The 15,045-nt window shown below is 42.8% G+C and carries 19 protein-coding genes and 1 pseudogene; all 20 read right to left on the reverse strand.

The genetic code is table 11. The annotated features are described in order from the left end of the window. Positions 1 to 11: 11 nt before the first annotated feature. The gene (locus tag LK416_10070) at positions 12 to 338 is read right to left on the reverse strand and encodes a SpoVG family protein (protein ID UEA74003.1); all 327 of its coding nucleotides are present in this window, start codon (positions 336 to 338) and stop codon (positions 12 to 14) included. 87 nt (positions 339 to 425) lie between these two features. Then, positions 426 to 986, reverse strand: coding sequence for a YodL domain-containing protein (locus LK416_10075; protein ID UEA74004.1), 561 nt, complete (start codon positions 984 to 986; stop codon positions 426 to 428). Positions 987 to 1,002: 16 nt separating this feature from the next. Further along, complete coding sequence (locus LK416_10080; GenBank protein ID UEA74005.1) at positions 1,003 to 1,563, reverse strand: hypothetical protein; 561 nt, start codon at positions 1,561 to 1,563, stop codon at positions 1,003 to 1,005. 4 nt (positions 1,564 to 1,567) lie between these two features. Next, the gene (locus LK416_10085; protein ID UEA74006.1) at positions 1,568 to 1,846 is read right to left on the reverse strand and encodes an AbrB family transcriptional regulator; all 279 of its coding nucleotides are present in this window, start codon (positions 1,844 to 1,846) and stop codon (positions 1,568 to 1,570) included. Then, on the reverse strand, positions 1,843 to 2,103 hold the full coding sequence (locus LK416_10090) for a hypothetical protein (protein ID UEA74007.1): 261 nt from the start codon (positions 2,101 to 2,103) through the stop codon (positions 1,843 to 1,845). Before LK416_10090 ends, LK416_10085 begins: the two co-directional genes overlap by 4 nt. Continuing rightward, complete coding sequence (locus LK416_10095; protein ID UEA75907.1) at positions 2,100 to 3,080, reverse strand: DNA adenine methylase; 981 nt, start codon at positions 3,078 to 3,080, stop codon at positions 2,100 to 2,102. The genes LK416_10090 and LK416_10095 overlap by 4 nt, the downstream gene beginning before the upstream one ends. Before the next feature lie 50 nt (positions 3,081 to 3,130). Then, positions 3,131 to 4,123, reverse strand: a pseudogene (locus LK416_10100) (DUF5688 family protein). A gap of 72 nt (positions 4,124 to 4,195) precedes the next feature. Then, positions 4,196 to 5,869: an antirestriction protein ArdA gene (locus LK416_10105; GenBank protein UEA74008.1), complete on the reverse strand. Its 1,674-nt coding sequence runs from the start codon at positions 5,867 to 5,869 to the stop codon at positions 4,196 to 4,198. Further along, positions 5,856 to 6,419, reverse strand: coding sequence for a hypothetical protein (locus tag LK416_10110; GenBank protein ID UEA74009.1), 564 nt, complete (start codon positions 6,417 to 6,419; stop codon positions 5,856 to 5,858). The genes LK416_10105 and LK416_10110 overlap by 14 nt, the downstream gene beginning before the upstream one ends. Continuing rightward, positions 6,388 to 7,044: a hypothetical protein gene (locus LK416_10115; GenBank protein UEA74010.1), complete on the reverse strand. Its 657-nt coding sequence runs from the start codon at positions 7,042 to 7,044 to the stop codon at positions 6,388 to 6,390. Before LK416_10115 ends, LK416_10110 begins: the two co-directional genes overlap by 32 nt. A gap of 32 nt (positions 7,045 to 7,076) precedes the next feature. Then, positions 7,077 to 7,343: a hypothetical protein gene (locus LK416_10120; GenBank protein UEA75908.1), complete on the reverse strand. Its 267-nt coding sequence runs from the start codon at positions 7,341 to 7,343 to the stop codon at positions 7,077 to 7,079. Positions 7,344 to 7,511: 168 nt separating this feature from the next. Next, positions 7,512 to 7,790 carry a hypothetical protein gene (locus LK416_10125; GenBank protein ID UEA74011.1) on the reverse strand — a complete coding sequence of 93 codons (279 nt, stop codon included), beginning with the start codon at positions 7,788 to 7,790 and terminating at the stop codon, positions 7,512 to 7,514. 298 nt (positions 7,791 to 8,088) lie between these two features. Further along, positions 8,089 to 9,393 (reverse strand): type II secretion system F family protein, encoded by a 1,305-nt coding sequence (locus tag LK416_10130; protein UEA74012.1) that lies wholly within the window; start codon positions 9,391 to 9,393, stop codon positions 8,089 to 8,091. A 3-nt stretch (positions 9,394 to 9,396) separates the two neighbouring features. Continuing rightward, positions 9,397 to 10,164, reverse strand: a complete 768-nt coding sequence (locus tag LK416_10135; protein ID UEA74013.1) for a type II secretion system F family protein — start codon at positions 10,162 to 10,164, stop codon at positions 9,397 to 9,399. Beyond that, positions 10,124 to 10,312: a hypothetical protein gene (locus LK416_10140; protein UEA74014.1), complete on the reverse strand. Its 189-nt coding sequence runs from the start codon at positions 10,310 to 10,312 to the stop codon at positions 10,124 to 10,126. The genes LK416_10135 and LK416_10140 overlap by 41 nt, the downstream gene beginning before the upstream one ends. Continuing rightward, positions 10,299 to 11,636 (reverse strand): CpaF family protein, encoded by a 1,338-nt coding sequence (locus tag LK416_10145; protein UEA74015.1) that lies wholly within the window; start codon positions 11,634 to 11,636, stop codon positions 10,299 to 10,301. Before LK416_10145 ends, LK416_10140 begins: the two co-directional genes overlap by 14 nt. Further along, complete coding sequence (locus tag LK416_10150; protein ID UEA74016.1) at positions 11,614 to 12,600, reverse strand: hypothetical protein; 987 nt, start codon at positions 12,598 to 12,600, stop codon at positions 11,614 to 11,616. The genes LK416_10145 and LK416_10150 overlap by 23 nt, the downstream gene beginning before the upstream one ends. A gap of 13 nt (positions 12,601 to 12,613) precedes the next feature. Further along, positions 12,614 to 13,048 (reverse strand): prepilin peptidase, encoded by a 435-nt coding sequence (locus tag LK416_10155; GenBank protein ID UEA74017.1) that lies wholly within the window; start codon positions 13,046 to 13,048, stop codon positions 12,614 to 12,616. 374 nt (positions 13,049 to 13,422) lie between these two features. Continuing rightward, a complete protein-coding gene (locus LK416_10160; protein ID UEA74018.1) occupies positions 13,423 to 14,181 on the reverse strand; it encodes a hypothetical protein in 759 nt (252 codons plus the stop codon). A gap of 199 nt (positions 14,182 to 14,380) precedes the next feature. Further along, complete coding sequence (locus LK416_10165; protein ID UEA74019.1) at positions 14,381 to 14,971, reverse strand: hypothetical protein; 591 nt, start codon at positions 14,969 to 14,971, stop codon at positions 14,381 to 14,383. Positions 14,972 to 15,045 lie beyond the last annotated feature (74 nt).

Genomic DNA, 15,045 nt, shown 5'->3' on the forward strand with positions numbered 1-15,045 from the left:
TACCCCTTAAATCAGACCATGTTCTGCCCTGGATTTTGAGGGGGTGCTGTCTGTAAGGTAGATGCCTGTGCCATGGACAGTGCCTCTCCATAAGCTCCCAATACCGCCTGTTTCAGCTCGTTGCGGAATTCCTCCGTCACAGGAAAACAGATATCCTTGTATCCATCCTGTGTTTTCCGGCTGGGCATAGACATAAAGAGCCCATCCTTACCTCCCTCGACGATTTTGATTCCCCGGACGGCAAAACATCCGGCGATTGTGGCGGATGCATAGGCTCTGATCCCGCCCTGTACTCCTGGTGGATACATAGATGTAATCCGAACGTCTAAATCTGGCATACTGATTCTTCCTCCTTTGTTTTTTTCTGCTCATAAACCGTTCCTTTCTGGATCTATTTCAGTCAAGCAGACAGACAAAACTGCATGCTAAAACTGCATGGTGTGTATGAATTCCTCCGCCAGTTGCGACTCTGTAAAATCAATTCTCTTAAAGTCATAACGATCCACATAAAAAAAGGAACTCCCTGTTTCATCATAGAGTTCCAGCACATCACTAATGGATAGCCCATGACCTGTATAACCGGACGGCGGATGATACCGGAATTTATCATAGAGTTCTTCCAGGTCATTGGTGTCAGATGCCCCTTCATAGACTTTGATATAAAAATCCGGCTTGGGGGAGCCATATTGCTGCTCCATCTGGAAAAGTGCAAGGAACTTCATATGCACATCCACATCTCCTCTCAGTTGCCAGATGCGTACATCTTTTAGCCCCTTTGCCGATTCCATATCTTGCTGGCTATTTGCCAACCGGTCGTAGATCCCGTCCTGCCACTGAATTTTTTGGATATTCCTCTGCTTACGCAGGAAGCTTTCTAATGCTTCATTCTGAAACATGGGATCCACTACTGCACATCCTTCCGTCACACGACCTACCCGGTTCCCATAATACCGGATCACTCCATTTTCAATCTGAATCTGCTTCATTTCCCTTCCCTCATTTCTAAATCATCTCCATCCCCCCGTCCTTATGTACCTGTTGAAACTGTTCCAGACTCTGCACATCGGGAAAGATCATCCTTCCCTCTAACATTTCCAGTACGGCAAAATCATCCCTGTCGCAGATCAAAATCCGATACTGGTAGTCCTTCTGCATCATTACATAGCTCCATACTTCCTCTGGATTTACCAGCCATACCCCTGACGCATAGCGTCCATCCGGCAGAAAACTGTATCCAGAATATTCAGGGGAATGTCCATGTAAATCCAGCGCCCCAAATGGACGGATCTGGGAGAGCTGGAGTCGTTCCTTTTCCCCCAACAGTTCTGGCCGCAGCACACCAACCACATCCCTGTTCCAGCAGTGCCATGCCTCCCCAGTAGATAGGGAAACCAGATGGGCAATGGAGTGTCTGGGATTTTCTGTTTTCTGGATATTCGTACAGAAAAAAAGCTGCCCTGTGTAATGCTCTGGTAATACCTTTGAGGGAAGAACCACCACCCGGTTCTGGATAGATGCCTCCTTTTCTGTCTGCATACAATCCTTTTCTGTGAATTCCTGCATGATCTTACCCCTCCTTTTTCTGCAGCAGTCTGCTCAGTTCTCCGATTAGATCCAGTCGGAGGCTGTCCGGCATAAACTGAAATGCAGTACGGACATATGCCTCCACTGCCTCCGGAGACTGATCTCCCACCTCGATAACCTCTACCTTCCGAACTGTAATTTTTCCACCCGCCATTCCCAGACAAACAATATCCCCATACTCCAGCTTTGCCGCTTCCCTCATAGATTTTGGAATCAGGACACGTCCCTTTCCATCCACTAAACGATACATCGGTTTACTCATCTGGTCCTTTTCTCCTTTCCCATCAATGCCTCCACTTCATTGGGTTCAATCCCCAGTTCATCGAACACCTTCAGATAAGGTTTGCAAACCGTCTGTACCGGAGCCTCAATACCAATCAGAATCACTCCGGGGACTGTTTCTATCATCAAATCACAATCAAGCGGAATCCCAGCCGTCAGTAACAGTTCACTAGGCACAGAAAGGACACCGTTTTCCTTTTTTTGCACCATTGTTTTTCTCTTGTTTTCTGTTCTCATAGCACCTCTCTTTCCGGACAGATTTCTTCCCGGATCTCATAATGATCCGTTTCTCCATCTCCCCACATTCCAAATAGATCCAGCTGTCTTGGTTTTGACCGCTCCCTCTCACCAGGATCATAATTGGTAATAATGACCTCTGGAAACTCACAACCGCCCTCATACCTCTGAGCCAGGTTATTGATGCGGGTAACAGCTGTAATAAAATATCCTGCATACAGTTCCCGGATGAAATCGCAGTCATTGTAACTGACCATCCACTTCCCCCTGCTCCCTGTCAGAGTGTCTCGGAGCCGTTTGTGATCCTCTTTTCGGAATACCACTGCATAATGACCTTCCGTCTCATAATAGGGCGGATCGCAATAAAAAAAGGCACTATCCCGGTCATACTGCCGAATCAGTGCCTCAAAGTCTTTATTTTCTATTACGGTATCTGCCAGCCTGCGGGATGCCTGCCAAATGGTGTCAAAGCAGTTTCTCACATCAAACGGACGGCAGCCAAAGGACGTGCAGCCACTTCCATAGCTGTACCGAATTAGTTTAAAAAATGCAGCCGCCCGTTTTACATCGGTTACCTCTGCATTTTCCAGCAGGATTTTTTTCACTTCCTCATAATCCGGCGGCATCAGATGCTTCTCTGCCAGCTCCAGCTCCTCAATTAAAAATCGGGTATCCGGTTCCTGCTTTTCAATAAAATTACGGATTACTGTAAATTCATCCCTGCTGTTTAACGGAAGAAATCCGAGTTCCTTAAGGAATGCCCCCGTGCGGTTCTTGACGCAATAAAACAGATTTGCCAAGTTAGAGTTATAATCATTATAAATCTCCATACACCGGTCATCTGGTGGTTTTCCAAATAGTACCCAACCACCTCCGCCAAACACCTCAATGTACCGGTCATAACTTGCAGGAAACATCGTGTAAATCAGGCTGCGGAGTGCTTTCTTTCCGCCAACCCATGAAATAAAACTGTTGATTCTGCATCCCTCCTAACATCCACAATACTCATGAAACATATAACTGAGTCCTACGAAAATACCGGTGACATCCCAGGTTCAAAGTCCAGCTTCTCTGCCTGTTCTACTGCCTTTTCCAGTCTTTGGGCTTCCCTATCAAATCGATAAACTGAATTCCCCAACTTCTCCTGTGGGGTCACGGCTTCCTCATTTACAGCTTCAACCATCGCATTCAGTTCAGTTACGCTTACATTCTCTGTTTCTTTTAGAATAATCGTTTCATGAATCGATGACGGAATCACGATCAAATCTGATCCCAGCTTTTCTGCAATAAGAGACATCACTTCTTCGTCACACATATAAACCGCCCCATTGACCTAATTTGAATTCGTCAGAACATACATCATTGCATTGGGATCCACATCCTCTAAATATTCCAAACTACCTGCTTTTACATCTCCCAGTTCATCAGAATACATTTTTGCCAGCATATCCTGTAAATCCAAAAAACAAGGAGGATTGCTCTGCTTCATGTTTTCCCAGGCATCCTGCTTTAACTGCTCCTCACTGACTCCCAACCACCTCAGCCTGTCATAATTAATAATGGCACTTCCGGCCTTTTCTCCATCCACCAACACATGAAATCCATAAACCAGTGCCAGATCCTCTCGTATTTCATGAGGACAGCTTGCCAGAAAATCTATATTTTCCTGTGCGTTGCGGACATAGACGGTCAGACTCTTCTTTATCGTTTCATAATCCCATTCCCTGCTTGAAATGCCATCTATGCTTATCTCTGCTTCCTGGCACTTCTGATAATCCTGAGCAATTTTCTGCCACACATCCTCCAGTTTCTTTCCATCCTCAAGTTCCTGATAATAGGATTCCAGATATAAAAGCGGAACGGATGTATAGCTTTTAGTGCCTGGAAGGTATACTCCCTGCAATTTGATGTTGTTATTTTTTAACACCTCCATGATTTCCACTTTTCTTTCCTGAAAAGATTCCGGAAAAAATCGTTTTAAATTCTTTTTTGTTAATTTCAAAAATTCTTCATATGTCATTTTCTATTCTCCTTCACACCTCATTCTTATTAGTTTCCTCCATTTGATCATCAAGCACGTTCAACGCTTCCCTTACTGCATTTTCATTCCCTGTTCTGTGTTCTGCTGTGTCTGTATTGGAAAATCTTCATTACGGGTAATCATTCCGTAGGTTGTCTGCACACTTTCCAACAGCCCAAGCTGACGTTCCCCATATCCTTGAAAATCAAATGTAGCAAATGCTGGATCATCAATATTGAACTCCAATTCCCGAAACAGATACCTTGCATACGAAGCCATGGAATACATCTGTGGATCATAGGAATAACAATCCAGGTTTTCCGCAATCCGAAGAGCCTGTTCCAAGCTATCGCATTGCTCTAGTTCCAAAGCTGCCTTGAATTTGCAAAGCGTTCTATCATCAGGAAATTCCTGAAGCTGTCTTGCCAGTTCATTCAATGTCTCAATGTCATCTGTCTGCTTAACGGATAATCCATGCACTGTGCTGATGCTCTCCGTAATGATACAGTCATCAAAAGTTCTCTCGTTTAATCTGTTCAGCGCCCACTGAAACCCCAAATCTGTAGTTGGAAGTTCCAACCAGGTTCCCTGTTCTTCTGGATATTGAGATCCGACCAGGCGAAGAGAAAAAATCCCTCCGGCCACTCCGTCAATATCGGGAAGGTGAATTCCATCATAAATATCTTGATACGAAAGAGCATTCTCAAATACATAACCTTTTGAGGTAAATATGCCCATTTCCTCCTTACGCTGATCCATCCCCACTCTTTGCGGATCCAATAATTCTCTTATATCCACTTCAAGCATATGGATCCACTCTAATCTGTCTTCCTCTAGGTAGAATTCTCCCAGTTTCCTGTCATCTATAATGCCTCGGAGGAATTTAAAGCACTCCAGGTTATAACAAAGATTGAGTAACTCTTTTATCCCAACTAGAACATCTATATTTTCTTCCTGACGCATCTGAATGGCGGCTTCATAAGTTTCTATCTGACTGGAGTCCATATGAGTAACCAGACAAGCTAATACATTGACTTCTTCTAAGGTAACAGACGCTGCCTTTTCCAATATATTCTTAAGAAAAGATGGCCAGTTCCCCAGAAGTTCAATCCGGTAAGGCTCATTTTCATGAATAAAGGCTCTCATCTTTGCATCCTTCAAAAAAGCGGGTTCTGCTGGAAGCCTCAGCTTCGCCCCTTGATAACTCCGCTCTGGGAAATATGCTTCTGAATAAATGGCAACATCCAGGGCTGGTTTTAATGTATGTGCCGTCCCTTTCAAAACCTCTTCCGGACATACAAAGTAATCCAGTCCCTCATTTCCAAGAAAAACCATAAGTTCTCCATCTGGTACCAGGATCCTTGTCTCTTGCATTTCTCTGATAAAGCCTCCAGCAGCAATCATTCCCCATGTTTCTGCTAAACTCTGAACCTCCTCATGTGTCAGTTTATCCTGTGAGTCTGCCTGCAGTACACTCCATAATCTTCCCTCATAAGCTTCCAGATCCAGTGATAGGCTAACCGGCTTATGCAGCCTCTTTGCATTATTAAAGTATGTCATCAATTTCTGATTTCTTTTTCCCAACAATCCTACACCTTCCATATGGTCGCGTATAAAAGACGAATAGTTTTCCATCTCATAAGCGGTCAGATGAATACCTTCCTCTGTACTATTCAGAGAATATATCTCTCCTTCTATGGGGCTGAACAATCGAAGGGTATAAAATTCTCCATCATAATGCTCCAAAAACAATCCCTCCTTTCTGAACGGCTGGTTCCTGCTCTTCTCCTTTCAAACCTTCTTCTGTGGTCAGAAAGAATTCATCTCCACTGTTCCAAAAGCTGACATACAGTTCTCCCTCTGGAATTTTGATTCCCCGCTGTTCAAATCCTTCTCCCCACCCATCACTTTCCTGACCTTCCCAGTACTCCTTTACTGCTTCAATCTCCCTTTCAGAAAGCTGGTTATGACTTTCTACTTCCAGAACTCCCCATAGTTCCCCCCGCCAGACTTCCACGGTAGGCTTCATACTGTAAATTTTTTCTTCTAACTTTGGATCATCCAGATAGACCGCCAGCCCCCTATCTCCTTCTTCCTCAAGATTTTCCTCTGCAATCCGTTTCAGGATCTCCGTCTCATAGCTGCACAACTCAGCTGGAAATACCTCCTCTCCGTATTCCTCCAAATTTCCCCAGTCATCTTTTGTATACATGGTAGCTATCAAAGGACTGAAAAACCGAAGTACAGAACGCTCCGTTGTTTTTTCACTGATGCTGTCCGATTTTACTCCTGTCAATACTTCTTTCCTCCTCTCGTAAAACTCTGCTTCCATGCCTGCGAATCACACAGGCCGTCATAATCCATTCAAATACTCGGTCGCTCACCAACTCTGGATCTGTAAGTTCTGATAAACGAATATGACTGCTTCCCTGATACAGATCCCTTGCCATATGAAACAAAACGTAGCCATCCAAATCAACACCGTGGATATGAATTTTGGAAAAATGAATCCCCTCCTGGTCAATTGCCGCTAAAGCTCTGCTACACAAAAATCGATCTGCGGAAAGAAGATAGACCGCAGAACAGGTCGCTGCTTCTTCAATGGCTCTGTTACACTTCTCTCCCATAGCCAAAAACCGTTCTCTATGACCACTTTGAAAAAAGCACGGATTTCTTCTCCCTGTCAGACGGCACACGCGGCTTACAAAGGTGCTGACAGCCACTTCCTCTGCCAACACCTCCAGAAGCTCATAAAACGGGACACAATCGGTAACACGGCGTTCACACGGGCTTCTCTGATTTTCCAGACAACCAGAAAGGTGACTGATAACCATTCCGCTCCTTCTTGGACGAAATCCTGGTATATGCTGCATTTCCTTTTCCAGCCCAGCATAACGTGTATCACTCATAAATCGAATCATTGTCTCCTACCTCCTCAATATCTCAATTTCTTCTACCCTAATGTCATTCCTCCATATCCTTGTTCTTTTGATTCTAATAATGTTTCAACCGCCTCCTCCCTTGTACGAAACATTCTCCACGGTGAAACTCGATGATAAAGTCCAGTATGACTTCGTACTCCAAAATACCTCCCGTCATAACTCTCTACCGTATATTCGCAGGTACTTTTTTTTGTTTTGTTTGTGATCATCACACAGGTATCTCCCTTATTCCATCCATAAGGAAAGCCCGAATCTTCTTTTAGCTTTTTTTCATCCATTTTCTTCAATTACCACACTCCCCTTTTCTTTGAACTTTTTAACGCCAAAAAGCCAACCATGTTCTAGTAAATAAAACATGATTGGCTCATCTGCTTCTAAATATATAAATACCAGTTATCCCCTTAAATCTTTTTCTCCTTATGATTTATCCACAAGGTTGTCCAGACTTACCTTTTAAGATCACACCTAAAGCGACAATACGAGTACAGATTCCAGATGTTGGCTAATATTGGATAATCTTTTCGATACTTGAACTTTGTTCTATACCTTATATTTTGTCTGGTGCACCAGCAATGAATATCCTTCATCATCATCGAATCTCCCATACCTATACGCTCGCCTAATATATTAATCTTATACTCATCCATCTCTGTTTTCGCAAATAAATAGAACCATACATTATAATATCTGATTCTATACACCTTGCAATCATCACTGTACTTCATACACACTCCTGTTTATACTGTTTCTCTATTTCCACTATTTCCACTGTATCTACATAATATATAGCGTGAATTAGGGGGTAAATATTCCAACTGTGATCAGCAAAATCTCTACAACACCCATTCCACTTTCATCTGTTAAAAAACGTTTTACATTCTTCATAGCTCTCTTAGGTTCCGGTTTATCCGGCACCCTTCCTCCTTCTCTTTTATTTCATTACTTAACTTATTTTTTCGTTTTGAACTTTCTGCCCCGACATTATTTAAAGTCCCGACAATATTGATCCAATTATGGTATTCTTTAAAATCCCATCAGTGCAGGCGCTATCACGATAATCATTACAACGCCCAGCTGTAATATCATAGGAAACAACAGTCGGGTTCCTGCCTCCTCTCCTTTCTTCTTTGCAAGTTCCCGTTTCAACTGAAGTGCTGACAGCTCTTCCTCTGCAAGCATATTCAGGATATCTCTTGTACCTTTTCTGATATTCTGAGAAAGCAGCGTCATCATCTTCAAATAGACCGGAAGCTCCAGTCGATTTCCCAATCTGTAATACCCTTCTGTCTCCGGTATGCCTGATCGGATCTCATTTAATGTATAATTGATCTCCTCCGAAAGGATACGACTATCCGTCATAGTAACGATCTTTAGAAGTGCTCCTTTTACTGTCAGACCCGCTCCCATATACAATGACAACAGATCGACAAATGATGGATATGCCTGCATCAGTTCCTGATTCCGCTTCTGTCCTGCCTTATGCAGATCAGAATATCCTTTGCAAACCAGAAGAACACCAATGCTTACACATAATAAGAACACTATAAATGGCAAAGGAATACTCTTTTTTGTCGTAATAGCATATCCGTCCAACTCAGCCGGAAGCTCTAACTGCCGGCTGTCATTTGACTGAAGCTGCATAAATCGGATCTGCTCTTTCAGCTGATCTATAACCTGTTCCGTCTTCGTCTTTTCTTTCCCGGTTATACGAATCGGATACTGCCTTACCGCCTGAAAATCCTCATACGATAACGTCGCCGTCAGATTGACCAGAACCGGCTCCGGATAATCACCATCCAGAATCGCACCCTTAAAATCCACACAGTCATCACGGTCTATCTCCCACGAAACATCAAGTCCGAGGTCTTCGATCTCATCAATCAGGTTCAGATCCTTCTTCACCTGATCTGCGCTCCCATTTTCTCCCAGATACACTGAATCCAGATATTCAAATCCCGCATCAAATGCCTGCTCTATGCTGTCGGCATCATACATGACTGGAAGCACCGCAACATGAAAATGTTTCTGTTCTCCATCGATCTCTGTCTGCAATTCCATACTGCTCTCATCTCCTCCATATGAGTCGCGATCCAGCACCACCTTTCGTTCCTGACTGAATTCTTTAACCCCTGCGGCAATCATCAGAACCACCATTAAGATCAATATCATAAGAGTTCTGGATATCAGCCCGGTATAATAATCTTCACATATCTGTCCCAGACGTTCTTCTGATACTACATGAACCTTACGCAGACCGGCTCTGACCCTCCTGTGATCCAGATACCTGCCATACCTTTTATATAATCTTCTTACACCCGGTAACTCCATCCGTCACACTCCTATCCTGATCATTTTTCTACTCCACGCAGCAGAAAGGATACTTACAGCCAAACAGATTGTCATAATCAGTCTGCCTGCTATATTCTCATACAAAATATGTATATAGCTTCCATTTGCGATCCGCAGATATGCTAGAATGAAAAATGGAACGATCAACATAATCTTCTGTTCATATTTTTTCGCTGCGATCATCGTCTGTATCTCAAGCTCCACTTCCATCTTCCGGCTGATATCTGCCGCCGTTGCTTTCATAATGTGAACCATGTTGCCACCGGTTCGTTTTGCCACACCGACAACCTGCGCAAATTCCGATATCTCACGAACTCCGGAACGCTCCCCCATATCCTGAAGCAGATATTCTATATCTTCATGCATTCGAAGCCCACGTATCACCCATTTCAATTCCTTCACGATAAGACCAGAATCTCCATATAACTTGCGCATTTCTTCATATGCCGCCGTAAATGCATTTTCAAATGCATATCCTGCTCCCATACTTGCCGCAAGCGACTGCACCATATCCTTAAACTCGACATATAATTGCCTTTGTCGTTTCTCTATGCATCTGCTTCGAAAGACTCGAAGTGCCGCCACACCTCCCGGCGCTGCAATCAGTATAGGAAGCGGAGAATTGTAATATAGAAAACTAATGATCCCGACAAGCCCCAGATATAGGATCAGACACACCGCCACCTCAGGCAGAGACAGTCTGTATATTCTATAATCTGTTTTTCTTCTTGTATCCTCCTGTCTGTTCATCCCTTTCTTCCTTTCTGTCAAATCTTCCGCCAGTAACCTTACCGGAGATTCTTCCGAAAATGCCGCCGGTAACCCTACCGGAGATCCTTCTGAAAATACTGCCGGAAACCTTATCGGAGATCCTTCCGAAAATCTCACACCCCGGCACCTTCTGACCTTACCTCCGCACATAATACGCTCTTGTAAGCTATCCCGGCACGTAGGAACTTCTCCTGATGCAGCAGTTCCGCCCGCGCCCGAAGTCTGCCTGTAACCTTCTGCAGCTGAAAACCATCTGTCACATTTTGTTCCGACAGTGTTCCTGCTGCCGCATAAACCATATCTGTAACCTCCTGTTCTTCTCCCGCCACCATCTCCTCAAACTCATATATCGTATGAAGTTCTACCAGTCCTTCACGCATCCCGGTCACCTCGGCAATCTCCAGCACCTTTCTGGAACCATCCCTCAGTCTTCCAAGATGAATAATGACATCTACAGCAGATGCGATCTGTCTGCGAACAGCTTCCAGCGGAAGCTCCATTCCCATTAATACCATAGATTCCAGACGAGTGATCATATCTCCGGAAGAATTCGCATGTCCGGTAGAGAGGCTCCCATCATGTCCGGTATTCATAGCCGCAAGCATATCAATGGCAGCCGCATCCCTAACCTCTCCTACGATCACACGATCCGGCCGCATTCGAAGACTGGACTTAATAAGCTCCCGGATAGTAACCGCATTCGTTCCCTCTACATTTGAGTTCCGACTTTCCAGCCGAACGAGATTTACTACATTCTTCAACTGTAGTTCCGCAGAATCTTCGATCGTAATAACCCGTTCCTGCTGTGGGATATAATCAGATAATGCATTTAGAAACGTAGTCTTGCCTGCTCCGGTTCCTCCTGATACAAAGATATTGTACCGAGCTTTCACCAGCCGTTTAAGGAACTCTGCCGCATCCTCTGATAATGCCCCAACCTCAATCAGGCGTTCCATCGTCATTTTCTCTTTCGGAAATTTACGAATCGTCATCGTCGGTCCATTTAATGAAATCGGCGGCAATACCACATTCACACGGGAACCATCCGCCAGTCTGGCATCCACGATAGGAACCGCCTCATTTACAATACGATTACAGCCTGCGACGATCTGCTGAATGATCGAAGCCAAACGTTCCTCATTCTCAAATGTCTGATCAACCTTATAAACCCTGCCGGATCTCTCAATAAAGATATTGTCATAGCCATTGATCATGATCTCCGTCACGCTCTCATCCTCAAGGAATTCCGACAATACATCCATCCGCCTTACAGTATTAAACAGCTCCTTTCTAAGTTTTATCCGTGCAGGCAATGGCAGCTCTGTCGTTCCCTTATATTCCATAATGCACTGATCGACCAGCCGTCTGACTTCCATATCATCAATTTCCTGTGACATATCGAGCTCCGCAAGGATGCGTTGCTTCATCTCATTCTTTATTTCCTGTTCCATAACATCTTCTGCTACCCTCCCTGCCATTTTCTTCCATGAGGTTTCCCGCACAACGAATCATCTCCGCACTGTCATATTCAGCATTTGGAACTTCTACGCACTTCATGCGGCTGACGATCTTTCCAAGCTCCTGCCGTTTCAGACAATTCCGGAATACTTTCACTTTCTCCTTCGCATATGCTTCATCAAACACCGGCACGATCACATGGTCAAACGCTTCCAGAACCGAACTGTCACCAAGTACGCCTCCATCAATATCACATACGATCGTGGTGTATCTGCCCCATGCATAGAGCCGATCTAAGAACCAACACATATCTGCCGCATCCAGATTCCGAATATCCAGATAGGATCGGGGAGAATCAATAACCCCCATCTTCCCATCCGCAATGACGCTCCGTTCCACATAGTCAAGTATCTGATCCGACCTCGTCTTGATCAGATAAGCAAGCTCCGACATCGTATACCGCTCCTGAACTTCTCCGATAACTGCAGGAAGCCCATAAGCCTCAAATCCGATGTACAGACCACCTCTTACCTCGTCCAGATAACAGATGCACTTCGATAATCTTGTCTTCCCACAACGCCCAAGCGGTGAAATAACAGCATATGAACAAAACAATTCACTGGACAGGCTCTTACATCCGGCTCGAAAAAAACGTAGGATATCCTGAACGATCTTGTCTGCATCTTCATACTTACAAATAACATTCTCTGCACTATGCTCCGACATTCCTATCACACACAGCTCTGTGTATGTATCCCAGAACGCCGCATCAGCCATCCAGTCTTCCGCAACCAGTACCAGATCCAGATGATTGCCTGTAAGATATTCCGACAGACTCTCTCTCGTTGAAAATGCAAATGCCAGAAAAGAATTTCCGATATCAGCATTAATATAGTTCATCAGACTAACTGCATATCTGATATCCGGATCACAGATGCCAAGCTTTCTCTGTCTCATACAGCAACCTCCTTTATCCATATACTACATACACCAGACACGCCAGCCAGATAGCCAGAGAAAAATGAATCCTGTGTCTCTCTGCCCTGCCATCCAAACCACGCCGTTTCTTTTTGCGGATGAGCAGATTTATCACATAAAACAATGACAAAATTCCACCTGCAATAAATGCATACAGCAAGATCTTCCAGATCATAAATCCACAAAATGCTCCGACAGCCGAGAATAATTTGATATCTCCCGCACCAAGCCATCCTGCCAGAAACATCACATACAGAATACCGATTGGAATCCATATCCCTGCAAGTACACGAATACTTCCGATACGAACTCCATTCTGCCAAACGGTGATAAAAATACCTGTCTCAAGTCCTAACAGGATCAGCCAATTCGGAATCTTCCATGTTCTGATGTCATATAATGCTGCGATACCCGCAACCAGAATCATACCTGTGTTCTCAATCTCTGCCGATATCTCTCCCTCCTTTCATCTGACCTATATATTTCTCCTGTGAACAGCTACTCATCTTCGTGTCCGTCAAGAGCGTATCCATACGTTAGCATTCTGAAAAAGCGAAGTAAATACGCAGAAAATAAACTATATTTCACCATTCTGAACTTGACACAGATTCCCGCACATGACACAAATCAGCACATCTTTCCATCGGTAATCTGTTCTCGATAAAAACCATTACATTACCTTGATAATTCACCTTTACCCATTTTCTGACATCAAAAAAAGACCTGCCGAAACAGATCTTTTTCTGATACACATATGTAATTTTCAGCACTTGTGCTATTTTGAATCATAGACGCATTGTGCTATTTGATTTTGAATGTAATATACTTTTTGCCGTATCCAACGTATAAACGATATGTCCCTTTTTTCAGCTTTGAAAGATCATAATGATCTCCCAGATTGAATGTAACATATTTGCGGCTATGTGCCGGCAGGTCATACCAATTTGTCCATGTAATATTCTTTTCTGCTACTGTCTTCCATTTGCCATTTTCATACTTTTTGAGTTTCCTGTTATTGTTGTATCTGCGCTCTTTGTTGGTTCCGTTATACAGCATATAACAAACCATCATATAGTCCGAATCAAGCTCAACAAGCTCTGCTTTCACAGATTTTCCCTTGTATGCCGAAAGTGCTTTCACAACCTGAATCTTTATCTTATATACAACCGTTCCTGACTCACTTCTATATTTTGTCTGTACAACTACAGTTCCTGTCTTTTTACCGGTTCTGATCGCCATGCCATTCTTCGTCTTTACAACTTTGGCAATCTGCTTATTCGATACCGTCCATTCTGCATTTTTCAGCTTATCGGGTATCTCATATACAGCATATATCGAATAAAAATGCCATGTGGTATTCGTAGCTATCCACCGTTTCCATGAATGTGTCGTGATGCCTCCCTTTGCATTACTTCCACATAACTCTGCTTCCGATGCCTGAACGGAAGCCTGTGAAACAGTTCCATCCTTAAGCTCTGCGGCTTTACTGCTGATACCTGTTGTTACCACCATAGCAAAAATCAATATGCTGCTCATTAAACATTTAAACGCTTTTTTCATGTTTTCTCCCTTTCATATAATTCGCCTTTACATGTCCCTCTGTGATCAATATGAAATTGATACCTTATTTTAGCATATATCTTTCTGCATCTGGTATATATCAAATCTTAAATTTTGCTTTTAAAGCCTCAGATATGCTGCACGCTACCGAATCTTTTGCAGTTTGCCGTTCTCCATATAACGCAAGATAACTCTATAATTATTTCTGGATTTCAATCTTTACAGTATTATCTTTAAATGAAAGTACTATTTTTTGTGTATAATAGTCCAATATAATTTTATTATCTATAAATTTTGCATTAGTAAATGCACTATAGTATGGTTTTATTTCTTCGTACCCACATTTAAGTTCCATTTGCGTACTAAATATTTCTTCTTCGGCAATTGCTTCTCTTGGAAATGAAATCTTATAAATATTTGAATCATTTTCTATTTCGATTGTATTAGCCGAAAATAAATATTTATATCTGTCCATCCATAAAAACTTAGAATGTTCATAATATTTAATGGTATATATCACATTATCTTCTATAAATACATACTGATCTAATGTATCATCATAATACGCATTATTATAATGTGATTTTAACTCTTTTTGAAGAATATCAAAAGATACGTCACTACTGAATTGGGCATATGTGTATTCATATTGCAACAAATGGTTTTTTATATTTATAGTAAATTCTTTATTGTTTTTATTTGTAATTGTAATATATTTCGAATTATTGTAAAAAACCGTATTATAAAGTACTACTCCCGCTCCACACAAAATTAATATTGCTATCAACATAATTAAACCCACAGATTTCTTTTTTATTAAAAACATAACCATAGTGATAATCAATATTATTATAAACACTATAA

Source organism: Lachnospiraceae bacterium GAM79 (assembly GCA_020735665.1).
GTDB lineage: Bacteria > Bacillota > Clostridia > Lachnospirales > Lachnospiraceae > Coprococcus.